The sequence below is a fragment of the Streptomyces viridochromogenes genome (assembly GCF_001270495.1).
GTDB lineage: Bacteria > Actinomycetota > Actinomycetes > Streptomycetales > Streptomycetaceae > Streptomyces > Streptomyces viridochromogenes_A.
The window spans coordinates 15,236-28,861 of record NZ_LGUR01000213.1 but is presented as its reverse complement, the minus strand read 5'-3'; the positions used below and the strand labels follow the sequence as shown (position 1 = coordinate 28,861).

The 13,626-nt window shown below is 69.2% G+C and carries 11 protein-coding genes; 2 read left to right on the top strand and 9 right to left on the bottom strand.

All coding sequences use genetic code 11. The features are described 5' to 3' along the window. Positions 1-169: 169 nt before the first annotated feature. The 7 genes from ADK36_RS28245 to ADK36_RS28225 all read right to left on the bottom strand — a co-directional run bounded on the left by ADK36_RS28245 (position 170) and on the right by ADK36_RS28225 (position 10,287). Positions 170-1,798: an IS200/IS605 family element transposase accessory protein TnpB gene (locus tag ADK36_RS28245; protein ID WP_048584146.1), complete on the bottom strand. Its 1,629-nt coding sequence runs from the start codon at positions 1,796-1,798 to the stop codon at positions 170-172. Positions 1,799-2,220: 422 nt separating this feature from the next. Further along, positions 2,221-3,003 carry an NPP1 family protein gene (locus ADK36_RS28240; RefSeq protein WP_048584145.1) on the bottom strand — a complete coding sequence of 261 codons (783 nt, stop codon included), beginning with the start codon at positions 3,001-3,003 and terminating at the stop codon, positions 2,221-2,223. A 384-nt stretch (positions 3,004-3,387) separates the two neighbouring features. Then, positions 3,388-5,793, bottom strand: a complete 2,406-nt coding sequence (locus tag ADK36_RS28235; RefSeq protein WP_078916468.1) for an RICIN domain-containing protein — start codon at positions 5,791-5,793, stop codon at positions 3,388-3,390. 470 nt (positions 5,794-6,263) lie between these two features. Continuing rightward, positions 6,264-8,264, bottom strand: a complete 2,001-nt coding sequence (locus ADK36_RS28230; protein ID WP_048584144.1) for a lectin — start codon at positions 8,262-8,264, stop codon at positions 6,264-6,266. Between the two features lie 113 nt (positions 8,265-8,377). Then, positions 8,378-8,650 carry an AbfB domain-containing protein gene (locus ADK36_RS46795; protein ID WP_078942730.1) on the bottom strand — a complete coding sequence of 91 codons (273 nt, stop codon included), beginning with the start codon at positions 8,648-8,650 and terminating at the stop codon, positions 8,378-8,380. A gap of 369 nt (positions 8,651-9,019) precedes the next feature. Further along, positions 9,020-9,145 carry a hypothetical protein gene (locus ADK36_RS51025; protein ID WP_267887422.1) on the bottom strand — a complete coding sequence of 42 codons (126 nt, stop codon included), beginning with the start codon at positions 9,143-9,145 and terminating at the stop codon, positions 9,020-9,022. A 77-nt stretch (positions 9,146-9,222) separates the two neighbouring features. After that, on the bottom strand, positions 9,223-10,287 hold the full coding sequence (locus tag ADK36_RS28225; RefSeq protein WP_078942729.1) for a LacI family DNA-binding transcriptional regulator: 1,065 nt from the start codon (positions 10,285-10,287) through the stop codon (positions 9,223-9,225). 242 nt (positions 10,288-10,529) lie between these two features. Here ADK36_RS28225 and ADK36_RS28220 point away from each other — a divergent pair, with 242 nt between their 5' ends. Beyond that, positions 10,530-12,161: a glycoside hydrolase family 31 protein gene (locus ADK36_RS28220; RefSeq protein ID WP_199846855.1), complete on the top strand. Its 1,632-nt coding sequence runs from the start codon at positions 10,530-10,532 to the stop codon at positions 12,159-12,161. A gap of 39 nt (positions 12,162-12,200) precedes the next feature. On the opposite strand, the gene ADK36_RS28215 is transcribed toward ADK36_RS28220, so the two are convergent. Together ADK36_RS28215 and ADK36_RS28210 are read right to left on the bottom strand one after the other, a co-directional pair. After that, positions 12,201-12,611: a PIN domain-containing protein gene (locus ADK36_RS28215; protein ID WP_048584142.1), complete on the bottom strand. Its 411-nt coding sequence runs from the start codon at positions 12,609-12,611 to the stop codon at positions 12,201-12,203. Beyond that, a complete protein-coding gene (locus ADK36_RS28210) occupies positions 12,608-12,829 on the bottom strand; it encodes a type II toxin-antitoxin system VapB family antitoxin (protein WP_048584141.1) in 222 nt (73 codons plus the stop codon). The genes ADK36_RS28215 and ADK36_RS28210 overlap by 4 nt, the downstream gene beginning before the upstream one ends. A 615-nt stretch (positions 12,830-13,444) precedes the next feature. Here ADK36_RS28210 and ADK36_RS49060 point away from each other — a divergent pair. Continuing rightward, the gene (locus tag ADK36_RS49060) at positions 13,445-13,591 is read left to right on the top strand and encodes a hypothetical protein (RefSeq protein ID WP_159029237.1); all 147 of its coding nucleotides are present in this window, start codon (positions 13,445-13,447) and stop codon (positions 13,589-13,591) included. Positions 13,592-13,626 lie beyond the last annotated feature (35 nt).

Below are 13,626 nucleotides of genomic sequence, written 5' to 3'. Positions count from 1 at the left end.
CACCAAAGGATGTACGTCCTCAGCAGCCGACCGCCGCACGGCAGCCACGAAGTCGATCCGTGGCTCACGGACGTGGCTTCAGAGGGGCACTCGGCGACACTGAGAACCACCGTCAGCCACATCACGGCATGCGGGTCTCGATCGGCGGCTACCACGGCCCGAACCGTTCCTAGAGACTGAGCGGGAGTGAGTCCTGCTGCCAGGGCTCATGCTCAGCCGGACATCCCGAACGGTGTTGGGTGTCCTGGTTGCCCGCTTTCGCTCCGTATCCAGTGCGCACGAATCGTGTCCGTGGTCCGGGAATGCGGGGGCGGGGTTCCTCACGCCCCGGGGCCGCCGAGCCGGCCTGGACGGTCCGATGCCCCTGCTCATCACTCCGGTGAGCAGGGGGCGGTGCCGTCCGACGCCGGATCGGGTGCCCCAGGGCGCGCCTGCCGATCGCCACGGCGGCCGCGTCGTGGCGGGTGGGTTTGCGGTGTGTGCTGGTAAGGGGTTTCTGCCAGTGCTGGGCACCCCAGCGGCTGGTGTAGGCGGGGTCGACGGCGACGATGGTGATGCCGAGTTCGGCCGCCATCGACACCAACCGGGCCCGCAGCCGGGCGGTGGGCATGCCGGAGATCAGCTTGCGGAACGTCTTGCGGCGGCCGTGCTTCTCGCGGGTCTTGTCCGCGGTGAAGTCGAGGTCCTCGACCGCGATCGCAAGGCCGTGGCGTTTGGCGAAGTGCAGCAGGCGGATCAGGGCGTGGCGGATCTGGGCGTCGCGATGGGCGGCGGTGCCGGACAGGTCGTAGTCGAAGCGGAGGGGCTGGCCGACGGGGTTGCCGTGGGTGTCCAGGCGCCAGGCGGCCAGGTGGTCGGCGTTGGTGTCGACACCGATCAGCCCGTTCGTGCGGGCCGTGGTCAGGGGCACGGTCTTGACCGGGGGGATCGTCCAGGACGCGGTGAGGTACCAGCGGCCCCGGATCGTGTCTTCGTGGATGCGGTAGGCGACGGCCCGGTTGGTCTGGATGCGGTCGGCCCACTGCTCGCCCCGATGCGCGAACGCCACCGTCGCGGCGAGCACATACCGGCCGTGCGGGGCGTTCGCCAGATACGCCAACGGCGCGGGGAGCTTGACCGAGACCTCGCCGTCGGGCGTGACGCGGATCGTCTCGTTGCCGAACCGCTTAACCGACTCGCCGTCGGCTGCAAGGAACCGGCGCCCGGCCCGCCACCGGGCGCGCCACTGCTCCTTTGTGAGCCCGGCGGCCCGCAGGTGGTGGCGGGTGTTCAGCAGCCGCTTCCCACCGCGCACCACGCCCACGCGTCCGGCTTCCCAGTCCGCCCGCGCCGCATCGAGCCGGTCGGTCAGCACGTGCAGGCGGCGCGTCTTGGCGAACCACTCCCGCTTGCTGCGGTATCCGCCCGGAGCTCGCCTGCTGCCCGCCTGGCCGACCGGCAGGGACAACCGGTGCTCGATCGTGCGCACCCCCGCCTGAAGAGTCTGGATGTGCGCGAGCTGACCGCGCCGGGCCAGCGCCCACTGATCATGGGAGGCCTTCGTGATGCTGCCCGCCCAGCGGGAGGACGACCCCGGCGTCAGGGCCCGCTTGCGCTCGGCCCACAGCTCGGCGTCGTGCTCCGAGCCGGCCACGCAACGCGCCTTCAGGTCCCGCGAGGCCAGCGTGCCCAGATGGTCACCCACCAGGCGCAGCACGCGTTCGTCCTCGCCGGTCAGGTGCTTGAGCCGGTCACGAACCGCGATCCCGCAAGGGCCGGGCACCACGAACGGCGCTCCGACCTTCCGCAGCCCGCTCAATCCCCTCACCCCCCGGTCACGCGCCGGTCGACCCATCCCTCAGCGCGTTCAACGACCCCCACGCGCAGAGGTCACACATTCGACCAAGGAACTTTTGTTCTCGCGCACGAGGCCGCACCTTCCGCAGCCCGGACACTCACTCATGCGCACCTGAACACGCCGATGCACAGCCGGCCGCCAGCAGTTCACAACCCCTTGGCCCTGCCCCCTTGGCTCTGGTGTCGCTCGTCCGCGAACTGGGCTCCCTCCTCGCGGAGTTGCGCAGCCGGGTACCAGGGCGTGGGCGGGGCAAGCCTGGAGAACGTCCACCAGCGGCTGCGGCAGCTTCAGGTCAGCGGACAGACGGTCGACGGGCGCACGGAGAGCCCCCGGCGGGACAGGGGGTCGTCCTCGCCGGGGGCGGTTCTGGGTGGGGCGGTGCGTCAGGAGAATGCGGGGACGGCGGCGGGCCGGGCCTTGTTGATGTTGCGGACGAGGTTGTTGGTCAGCGGGAAGTTGGCCAGGCCCCACTTGGAGTTCCAGAGGGCGTCGCGCGGCGTCTTGGCCATGTTCTCCATGGTGACCAGGGCGGGCGTGTCCCACTTGCCGGTGCCCCAGGCCACCGGCCTCTCGCCCCACTTGGCGAAGCGGAAGGCGTGCGTGCTGGGTCCGTCCTTGTGGTAGACGATCTTGACGTGGTTGCCGTCCATCGGCACCTCGTTGATCGGGTGGGTGCTGTAGCCGCCGTGCCGTGAGGCGGCGAGGTAGCGGGGCCGCTCCTCGCCCTGCTTCTGGAAGACCACGACGGACTCCCAGTCGTGGCGGTGCCCGCACTCGGTGATGCTCGTGGGGTCGCACTGGTCCTTCTCGAAGTACAGCGCGTAGACGTACGCGCACCAGCCGTGCTGGCACTTGGACTGCGCGTAGGTGTTGGCCTTGCCGAGGTGGTTGCTGCGGCACATGCCGGTGAGCGAGCCGGACGGGTTGAGGCCGCCGTTGAGCCTTCCGCTCGCGTCGACGGCCGCCGCCGGGAAGCAGCTGTCGGAGTCGTAGTCGAAGCGCGGCATGTACTTGTTCTGGAAGGTGCTGGCGTTCCACCCCAGCGGGTTCAGGACAGCGGCGTCGGCACTGCCCGCCAGTCCGGCGGTCAGCGCGGTGACGCTGCCGAGGACGACGGCCGCCTGGGCGAGACGGGACCTTCTGCGGGGCTTGGACGGCTGGGCCATGCGGTGCTCTCCAGTTGCTCGGTTGCCGGCACCCCCTCGGCACCGGCGGGGCACCAGACTCGTCAGGGCGGGATGGTCAACCGTCCGCCATCCGGCCAAAGCCGTGTACACCAAAGGATGTACGTCCTCAGCAGCCGACCGCCGCACGGCAGTCACGAAGTTGATCTGTGGCTCACCTGACGTGGCTTCAGAGGGGCACTCGGCGATACTGAGAACGACCGTCAGCCACGTCCCGGCATGCGGGTCTGATGCCCCCCACGGGAAGCGGCCCGGCGTCCGCCCCGTCCGCAGGCCCGTTGGAAGACCGCATGCCAACACGGCGGAGCAGGCCGGGGCACGGCCTGCCCCGCCATGGGGCTCACTGCGTCAGGGTCAGGGTCAGGGTCAGGCGATCTTCACCAGCTTCCACTGCTGGTTGGTGCCGCCGGTGGTGGGCCACTGGATGATGGCCGCGCCGTCGGCGGTGGAGTTCGCGTCGACGGCGACGTTGTAGGCGTTCGAGCGTGACTCGATGGTGAAGTTGCCGTTGTCGGACGGGGCGATCTGCCACTGCTGGTTCGGCTGGCCGGTGGGGGTCCACAGGTGGAACTGGGTGTTGGGCGTCGTGGTGGCGTAGGGGATGTCCAGTGCCTTGCCGCTGGCGACACCGGTGATGCTGTAGTAGCCGGCGCTGTTGCGGGCCAGCCTCCACTGCTGGTTGGTACCGCCGCTGTCGGCCCACTGGATGATCGGCGTGCCGTTGGCGGTACCGCCGTCGGAGGCGTCGAGGGCCTTGCCGCTCCGGACGCTGACGATCTTGTACGTGCCGGAGAGGTCGGGGACCGTTCCGGGGGTGATGGACAGGTTGGAGTACTGCACGGGGTAGTACCCGGCGGTGCCGAGGCCGGCCAGGCCGCCGCTGAAGCTGGTGTCGGTGACCGTGCCGACCGTGGTGCCGTCGATCCTGGCGGTGATCGTGGAGCCCTGGAAGCCGAGGGACAGCTTGTGCCAGGTGTTCGTTCCCGGGGCGGACACGGTGCCGCTGGCCAGGGTGGTCCAGATCCAGGTGTTGTTCGTGGTCCAGCTCGTCTTCAGCACCGACCAGGCGCCGGTGTCGGACAGGCGCAGGTGATAGGCGTTCAGACCGCCGTTGTTGCGGCCCTGGGTGCCGACCCGGCCGAGGATCTCGGCGGCGCTGCCGCTCTTCTCCAGCAGCACGTCCGCACTGACCGTGTAGTTGCTCCAGCCCAGCTCACCCATGATCGTGTAGGGCTGGGTGCTGTTCTCATGGGTCCACTTGATCGGCTGGACCTGTGCCATCTGGCGCAGGCACTGCCCGGTGCGGCCGCCGGCGCAGGAGGCCGACTCGAACGCGCCGTTCATGGTGGCGAAGTACTTGGCCTCGCGTCCGGCGCCGTAGCCGGCGAAGGTGTCCGAGTACGGCAGCGCGAGCTGGCTGCGCTGGGGGGAGGTGACGGTGCCGGGGGCCTGCCCGCTGGTGGTGGTCACCGTGTAGACCCGGCCGGGCTGCGCGGTGAGCGTGTACGTCCCGTTGGTCGCCGTCAGGTCGGAGCCGCGCACCATGCTCGGCGTGTCCCTGCCGGGCTGCGACAGGTCGGTGGACCACACCCGCAGGGTGCCGCCGGGAAGTCCGCCCGCCACCTTGAGGTTGACCGTCTGCGCCTCGCTGGCCTGTGTCGTCTCCAGGACGGTGCTCCAGGCGCTCTTGTCGGGCGCGGCGTAGCTGACGTAGCTGCCGTTGACGCGGTTGCCCGCGAGGTAGCCGGTGGCGGTGTCGAGGTACTTCCAGCCGGGGGCGGTGAACTGGGTCGTCTGCGCGATGACCCAGGCGGTGCGGCCCACGCGGTAGTGGCCGGACCAGGGCTGGTTGGCGTTGATCAGGCCGACGGTCTCGAAGTCGAGGTTCTGGTAGATGGACGCGACGATCGGCCAGTTGATGTAGGCGGTGGTCTTGGCGTCGATGTAGCCGCGGTTGAGGGCGCGGGCCACCGGGGCGGCACCGATCTCGGAGTCCTGCGAGCCGTTCTCACTGGCCCAGATCGGCTTGCCGAGCGTCTGGGCGTCGGAGGTGGACGAGCAGGACGTCATCTCGGAGATGCCACCGCACGTGTAGTGGCCGCCGGCGATGTCAACAGCGTTGTACAGGGCGCTGTTGTTCTTCATGTCGGTGGCGATCTTCCAGGCGTTGGCGCCGAAGTGGTCGCCGCCGACCAGCTTGACCGAGGAGTAGCCGTTCGCCTGAAGGGCCGACTTCAGGTTCACGTACCAGGTGGCGTTGTAGTCCTTCTCGTTCCAGCCGCCGACGTAGTCGACCGTCACACCGTGCTGCTTGGCGCAGTCCAGCCAGGACAGGTAGTAGTCGATCATGTCCTGGGAGTAGAAGTTGCCGCCCCCGATCCAGCCGGGCGCGCCCCAGGGCATCCCGAGGACCTTGATGCCCGGGTTGCGGGCCTTGGCCTGCTCCATCAGCCACCACTCGTAGCCGGCGTCGCAGTTGATGGTGCCCTTGGTGTGCTGGTGGCTGGCCTCGGCGCCGTCGGTGGAGTTGGTGTCACCGCCCATCTCCACCTTGAGGATCTGCAGGTTCGCGCCGTAGCCCGGCTTGAACAGGTAGTCCAGGACCTGGCCCCGCTGGGTGGCCGGGTAGTCGTACAGCAGGCGCGTGTTGCCGCCGCCGCCGCTGATCGCGCCGACGCCGTCGAAGGTCCGGCCGCCGCTCGTGCCGTCCACCGTGATCGAGGTGGCGGGGATGGCCGCGTGCGCGGTGGACGGGAACGGCCCGTAGAGCATGGCGAGCGCGAGGAACAGGGCAGTGACGGCCGCCAACCGTCTGAGGTGTCTGTCGGGCAGACGCAGGATGTCGGGCAAGGGTCGGTCCTCCTGGGACGGGGCTTTCCGCGCCGATGCTTCGGCACGTACGGGTGCGAGGCGGGGGTGGGAGCGCGAGGTGCCAGGTGTGAGCAGACCGCCCCGCTGGGGTGCCCGCTTGGCGAGCGGTGCTGCCGCACGCGTGTCCGGCGGCGAGGGAGGGCGTGTGGCCGGGGAGTCGGTCAGGGACCCGGCCGGGGACCGCGCGCCCCGGCCGGGCATGCCTGGGACACTCCTCCCGGAGGGGCGCCGGCTGGGCGCCGCGGTGGGCGGAGTCAGACTCCGCCCACCGCGACCAGTGCTGTGCCGTGTCGGTCCCTCCGGTGGGCAGTCGGTCCTGGTCCGGCGCCGGATGGGCGGGTGGGCGGGTGGTCAGGACTCTGCCGGGGGTCTCAGGTGCGGGTCCACCTCTGGTTGGCCCCTCCGGTGCAGGTCCAGAGGATGAGCTTGGTGCCGTTGGCGGTCGCCGCCCCCGAGACATCCAGGCACAGGCCGGACAGGTTGTTGGTGATCGTGCCGTTGGAGTTGACGGTCCACTTCTGGTTGGTGCCGTTGGTGCAGTCCCAGATGATGACCTTCGTGCCGTTCGTGGTGCCGCCGTTGTCGGCGTCGAGGCACTTGTTGCCGTAGACGACGAGTTCACCGCGCGAGGTGTGGGTGAAGGTCTCGTTGCGTCCGCCGGAACAGTCCCAGATCTGGGCCTGGGTGCCGTTGACGTAGGTGTTCTTGTCGATGTCCACGCAGCGGCCCGAGGCGGCGCTGACGAGGGCGGTGCCGTCGGTGCCGGGGATGCCCTGGACGCGCAGGGCGTCGATGTCGGGGGCTGTGCTGCCGGGGACCGCGGCGAACTTCACGGTGTTCGCGCCCTTGGCCAGGTGGGCGAGCACGGACACGGTGCGGTAGGTGGTGGCCGAGCCGGTCGGCGGGAAGGCCACGCGGTAGGTGTACTGGCCGTTCACCTGGATGGTGGCCTTACGGGCGGTGCTGCCGCCGTTGGCGTAGGTGATGTCCACCAGCTTCGTGCCGGCCGAGGAGGCGGTCACGTTGCTGAACGTCGGCGTGGTCGCGGTAGTGGTGTCCTCGTAGGTGGAGCCGGCGGCCTCGGTTCCCGAGACGGTCAGGAGCACGGCGTCGTTCGCGGGGACGGAGGTGGTGTAGCTCGTGGCGAACGAGCCGACGTCACTGCGGGTCCAGGCGTTGCGCACGGTGGCGGACGCGGTCGTCAGGCCGAGGTCGGCCCAGCGGACGGTGATGTTCGCGGCGGAACCGGTGCGGTTGAGCAGCAGCACCGCGCGCTTGCCGGTGCCGGAGAGCCCCTTGCCGTACACCTGAAGGTTACGGGTGTCCTCGGCGACCTCGACGCCCTGCAGCCCGCGCGGGTCCTGGTCGATCGCGAGGACCTCGGGGTTGGTGAGGATGTCGCGGGTCTCCGCGCTCATCGTGGCGATGTTGTTGCCGGCCAGCAGCGGGGCGCCGGCCATCGACCACAGGCTCATGTGCAGCCGGTTGCGGGCGGCGGTCATGCCGTTCAGGCCGACCATCATCATGTCCGGGTCGTTGTAGTACCCGGTGTGCTGGGCAGCAGGCTGCAGCGCCTGGTCGAAGTTGCGGTACATCTTGTTCAGGTCCGGCGTCTGCTTGAAGAAGAGGACGTCGTCACTGGTGCGCCACAGGTCGCCGTAGCCGGTGGCCCAGTTCCAGGGCCGTCCGGTGCCCCACTCGCAGAAGGACAGCACCAGCTTGCGGCCGGTGACCGCGGAGGCGGCCTCGTTCGCGGCGGAGATCGCCTTGTACGTGGTCTCCTGGTCCAGGCCCTCCACCCGACCGCCGCAGAAGTCGAGCTTGACGTAGTCGAAGCCCCAGCGCTGGAACGTCTCCAGGTCCTGCTGGTAATGGCCCTCCATACCGGTGTTGGGCGCCGCGGGGCGGGTGGTGGGGAAGTAGTAGCCGCAGCCCTGCTTGCCCGCGTCGGTGTAGATGCCGGCCTTCAGGCCCTTGCTGTGGATGTAGTCGGCGATCGCCTTCATGCCGCCGGGCCACAGGTTCTCGTCGACGACGATGTTGCCGTTCGCGTCCCGCTGGCCCTGCCACCAACCGTCGTCCAGGTTCACGTACTTGTAGCCGGCCGCCGCCATGCCGGAGGAGACCAGGGCGTCGGCCTGCTGCTTGATCACGTTGTGGTCGATGCTGCTGAAGAAGGTGTTCCAGGACGCCCAGCCCATCGGCGGCGGCGCGACGCCGATCTGACTGGTGCTCACGGCGGCCGGTTCGGCGGCCAGGGGAACAGACGCCTCGTGCCGGTCGAGGCTCGCCAGACCGGCGACGGCGAGTGCGGCGGCGATCACCTGGGCGGTGACCCGTCTGACCCATCTTCGGGCAGGGGTGTGCGACATGCGGCTCTCCAGAGGGGAGGTGGAACGGAAACCGACCTCAAGAACGGCCCGGGGCAGCGAAGGGCCGTGACGGCGGTCGGTGGCGCACGGGCGCTGTGGTCAGTCCCGGCGCGTCAGCAGACGTCGGACAAGGCGGCGTCCACGCGCTCGATACAGCTCGATGCAGCTCGATGCAGGTGGAGACCGGACGATGCACAGGACCTGGTTCGCGTACCTGGTGTAGCGGATCGGGATGTTACGGGACTGGGGGATGCGGCCAGGCCCGCCGTCCGGCGGAACGGGGCGTCCTGGGGGAACGCGCTCGTGCCGACGTCGGCGCCCAGCCTCAGTTCGTAGCTGTGGTGCAGCAGGGAGCGGGTCGGGGGGCTGACGGACCGGAAGGGCACTCCGAGCTGTCGGTGAGTCCGGGAGAGGAGTGGGTCTTGCGCTCATCTGCTCTCCAGGTGAGGCGTGTGGGAGGAGAGCGGCCGGCGAGTCAGGATCCGTGAAGGACACGCCCCCTCGGCATCCACCACCGTCCGATATGCCGACCGCGGTTCGGTGAGTTGAGCAGAAAGTAGAACTGGGACGAGGGATCGTCAATGTTTCTGTCGAAACACGTTGGATTTTGTGTGATCGGCGAGGCAAGGCAGCGGCGCTGGGCCACGCCCCACCCCGCTGACCGGTTGATAAGCGACCGTACCGGGTCACCAGCACCCGACAGCACGTACCATCGGGTCCACCGCACGGGGTTGCCACCGTCGCCTCGTCGCCGATCAATGCCAGGTCGACGGCGCGGTGTGCGCCCTGCATGCCGGGATGCGGCGGTGGGACGGGATCGAGCCGTAGAAGGCCAGATGGGCGGTGGCCGCGGCTCTGGCCCGGTCGATGTCGTCGATCACGATGGCGGGGACGGAGGAAGCCGCGTTCTTCGCCGTATCGAGACCCGGCAGGGCGCCCGTGCACCGGCGCGACCGCGTCAGCCCCCCTCGATGAACAGTGCAGTCGTGGCACGTCGCACCAGTCCTTCGGGCTGGACGAGCTCCAGGCATGGCGGACCGTCCGCGCCCTCGAGCCGCTCGAAGAGCAACCTCATCGCCAGGCTCGAGACGGCCCGCGGCCTGGGCGAGACGTTCGTGACGGGGCGCGCGTACGACAGTGCGGTGTCGTCCGTGCAGAAGCCGGCGAGCGAGACGTCCTGGCCGGGGGTGAGCTGGCGGTCGTGCAGCAGCCGGACCAGCCACTCGGTGACGTGCGGGGTGCGCGTGATCAGGCCCAGCCGGTCGTCACGGTGGGTGAGGAGCTGATCCGCGCAGGCAGCGATGCCGTCCCAGCCGTCGAACGGGCGCGGGACGATGGTCAGCTCGATTCCGTGGAGGGCGGCCCGGTCTGCGGCGGCGTCGTAGAAGTCGAGCACGAACTGGAAACGCTCCTGCTCATCCGCGGGTTCTCCCAGCACCGCGATGTGCCGGTGTCCGGTGATGGCGAGCTCGTCCACCAGCAGCTCGGCGGAGCGCCGGGTGTTGAAGTCGACCACGTCGAGGCCCTGTGGATCCTTCGGGCGGCCGACGAGAACCACGGGCAGGTCCAGCTCGTGTGCCGCCGGAACCCTGTCGTCGTCCGGCTGGATGTCCATGATGACGAAGGCGTCGCAGATCGAGCGGCCGGCCAGGCGGGTAACGCCGTCCGGGCCTTCCCGCACGGTGCTCAGGACCACCTCGTAGTCGTGCCGACGTGCCTCCTCGATGATCGTGTCGATGTAGGGGACCGATTCCGCCGCGTCGGCCTTGGGGCCGAGGTGCACGATCAGTGCGATCACATTCGTCTTCGCCGTACGCAGCGTCCGGGCGCCGGCGTTGGGCTGGTAGCGCAGTTCGCGCATCGCCCGCTCCACGCGAGCACGTGTCTCGGCGGATACGGCGCGCTTGCCGCTCATGACCGCGGACACCGTGCTCTGCGCGACACCCGCCAGCGCGGCAACGTCCCTGCTCGTGGGCGCGGACCGACCGTTGCGCCGGTCCGGCGACCGCTCATCTCGTGCCATGTGTCGACACGCTAGCCGACCCTCGCCCCGGAGTGTGGCGGCCCTTGTCGCGGCTCCGGCACCGCAGGGATGTTGCCGTTGTCTCGATGCCTGCTCTACGTTCGATACGTATCGCGCGATACGTATCGCTCTTTCGTGTGGCTGCCTGCTGTTGTTCGCCTGCCCTCTTCCCGCTGAAGGTCGTGATGATGTCCTCCCACCCTGTGCCTGCTCCGCCCGTGGACGGTCTCGAGGAACTGACCGTGGACGACGAAGTGGAGCTGATCCTCGAGGCAGGCGAGCGCTGGTGGGGCGGTGCCGCGGAGGACGGCCTGCTGATGCCTTTTGGCGAGCAACCATTCGTACGCGATCTCGGTGCAGCCCTACGGCATGAGTCCGGTGACTCCGCGCCGTCGAATCAGAGCAGCCCGCTCCTGGTATCGACGCACGGGCGGGTGATCTGGTCGGACCGGCCCTTCACCTTCGCGTTCGAAGGCCGAGAGGGCGGCTTGCTGCGGGTGACGGGACGAAAGGTCCGCGTCTGCCAGGCCGGCGCCACCCTGCGGGAGGCGTACCAGAGGGCCGCGCGCCGCTTCTTCCGCCCGTCGGGGCGAGCACCCGCGCGGGAACTGTTCACCGGGCCGCAGTACAACACGTGGATCGAGTTCCCCTACACGCCCACGCAGGAGGCGGTCCTGCGGTTCGCCGCCGATCTCCTGGCCGCCGGGATGCCGCCCGGTGTCCTGATGATCGACGACTGCTGGTCGCCCGGCTACGGCACCTGGCGATTCGACGGTGCCCGCTTCCCCGACCCGGCGGCGATGATCCGCCGGCTGCACGACTGGGGCTTCTCGGTCATGGTGTGGGTCGTCCCGTTCGTCAGCCCGGACTCCGCCGCCTTCCGGGAACTCGAAGGCAAGGGACTGCTGATCCGCGACCGGAACGACGACACCGCGATCCGCCGGTGGTGGAACGGGTTCAGTGCCCTCCTCGACGTCACCGACCCCGCCGCCACCGCCTGGCTGACGGGCCACCTCGACACCCTCACGGCCGAGACCGGCGTCGACGGCTTCAAGTTCGACGCCGGTGACATACGGGACTACCGCGCCGACGACCTCACGGCCACGCCGGCCGAACCTGTCGACCTGTGCGAGGCATGGTCGCGGGTGGGACTGCGGTACCCGTTCAACGAGTACCGGGCGTGCTGGCGGATGGGCGGTCAGCCGCTCGGGCAGCGGCTGCAGGACAAGCCGCCCCTGTGGGGTACGGCCGGGATCGAGTCGCTCATCCCCGAGATGCTCGCGCAGGGCATGATCGGCTACCCCTTCACCTGCCCAGACATGATCGGCGGGGGTGAGATCGTGGCGATGGGCGAGCAGGGGGCGACGGACCAGGAATTCTTCGTCCGGTACGCCCAGATCGCGGCGCTGAGTCCGATGATGCAGTTCTCCGTCAGGCCCTCTCGCGTTCTCGACGACGTCCATCTCGCCGCGGTGCACGCGGCGCTGGCGGTCCGCGCGTCTCTCCTGCCGCTCATCCTCGGCCTCGTGGACGAGGCCGCCCGGACCGGTGAGCCGATCGTGCGCCCGATGGCCTACCACGCGAGCGGACTGGAGAACGTCACCGATCAGTTCTTCCTCGGCCCGGACCTCATCGTGGCACCGGTGACCACGCAGGGCGCCACCGAGCGGAGAGTCGCCCTCCCGGCAGGCCGCTGGCGCGGCGACGACGGCACTGTCGTCGAGGGCCCCACAGCCGTGACGGTGCGATGCGACCTCGCACGCATCCCGCGTTTCGAGCGTCTCGCCGACGTAGGACGGACGTTCGAGAAAGGAGTGGCGGAAGCCATGTCCAGCATCAGAGCGCGCCGCCGAACGAAGGCCGCGTGTTCGTAGGACGTCCCCATACAGAACCTGTCGGTTGGACAAAGCGCCTCAGGAGACGTCGTGGATGTTGTGCTCGGTCAGGTCGGACGCGTGCCGGGCGATGGCACGGTAGTCGGCGTCGTCGTGGAGGACGGCCAAGCCGTGGTGGGCCGCGGTGGCAGCGATCATGAGGTCCACCGCCGAGGCACTGCGATGCTCCCCGGCCAGGGCCATACGGTGTTGCACCCCGCCGATCCAGCGCCCCGCGTTCCTCGGCACCGACACGTCGGGGTAGAGATCGGTGAACATCTCCACGATCTCGTCGTACTCCCGTCCAGTCCGGGCGCTGTGAAGAAACTCGGTGCGTTGCACATAGCAGGATGCGATGGCCCCGGCGTCGATCGCGTCGTACCAGGCCGATTGCAGTTTTGAATCGCGGAGCAGCCGGACCAGGCCGGACGTGTCGAGCAAGTAGATCACCGGCTGTTCTTCTCCGCCTGGTGCAGGCGCTCGGCGTCCTCGACGGCACCCCACTCACGCGCCCGCTCGAAATGACGGCTGATGCGCGCCGCACGCTCCTGCTGCTCGGCGTAGAAGTGCAGAGCGAGATTGACCGCCTCCTTCTTGGTCCTGACCCTGGCCAAGGCCATGGCGCGCTCCAGCGCGTCGTCATCGATGTCGATCTGGGTCACAGACATGTGGCACCTCCCGCACGATGTTGGTGATGTACATAGAAGAATACGTCACCAACATTGACGCGGCCACGTCTTAGTGTCGGATCTGCAGTCGCAACGGACACTCCAGGTCAGCCCGGCAGACGATGCCGACTGATCGGTGCGAAGCGCCGCGCGCACATATGACTCGATCGCCGCTGGTGCCCGTGCCCAGAGCGTGCCCGCAAGAGCGGACAACCACGGGGCCACGCAGCGGTGTTGACACGATGAATCCGCGCAGGTCAGCGTCGTCCAGCCGCCCAAGCGCCGTCGCTTCCCAAGCTGAGAGCGCGAGTTCGATTCTCGTCACCCGCTCCACCACGAACCCTCAGGTCAGAGACCCGGGGGTCGTTTGTTGTCCAGATCCGTGGGCGGGGTGCGCACCAAGTCGACAGAGCCGGCCGCGACCTCGCGTTGCCGTTGCCGTCGGCGTGCTGATAGATCAGCGCGGCGGTGACCGCCGTGCCGGCTCGCCCGTACCAGCGGAAGGCCCCGACCGTCCCGGGGGACTGCTCCCGGCTCTCTGCTTGGGCTGGCCTCAGCTCCGAAGCACATGTCTGCCGGTGATCACGGAACCGCCCGTGCCTACCGTGAAGTGGCATGCCAACCTTCTCACCGACTTCTGGGACCGGCAGGCATGTCGGCCTCGCGGCCCTGGTGGCGGCCATCGTGCCGGCCACCGGCCCGGCGGCGACCGCACAGGTGCCGGGCTCACACCCTGGCGGCGGCTGCGGCACGCACGATTAGACCCGCCAGGCGCTGCGCATCCTCACCGAGCTCGA

Bases quoted from the DNA above. Each gene is read 5' to 3' on its own strand.
- ADK36_RS28210 (WP_048584141.1), bottom strand. From the start codon at position 12,829: ATGTCTGTGACCCAGATCGACATCGATGACGACGCGCTGGAGCGCGCC.
- ADK36_RS28230 (WP_048584144.1), bottom strand. From the start codon at position 8,264: ATGTCGCACACCCCTGCCCGAAGATGGGTCAGACGGGTCACCGCCCAG.
- ADK36_RS28225 (WP_078942729.1), bottom strand. From the start codon at position 10,287: ATGGCACGAGATGAGCGGTCGCCGGACCGGCGCAACGGTCGGTCCGCG.
- ADK36_RS28240 (WP_048584145.1), bottom strand. From the start codon at position 3,003: ATGGCCCAGCCGTCCAAGCCCCGCAGAAGGTCCCGTCTCGCCCAGGCG.
- ADK36_RS49060 (WP_159029237.1), top strand. From the start codon at position 13,445: ATGCCAACCTTCTCACCGACTTCTGGGACCGGCAGGCATGTCGGCCTC.
- ADK36_RS28235 (WP_078916468.1), bottom strand. From the start codon at position 5,793: ATGCTCTACGGGCCGTTCCCGTCCACCGCGCACGCGGCCATCCCCGCC.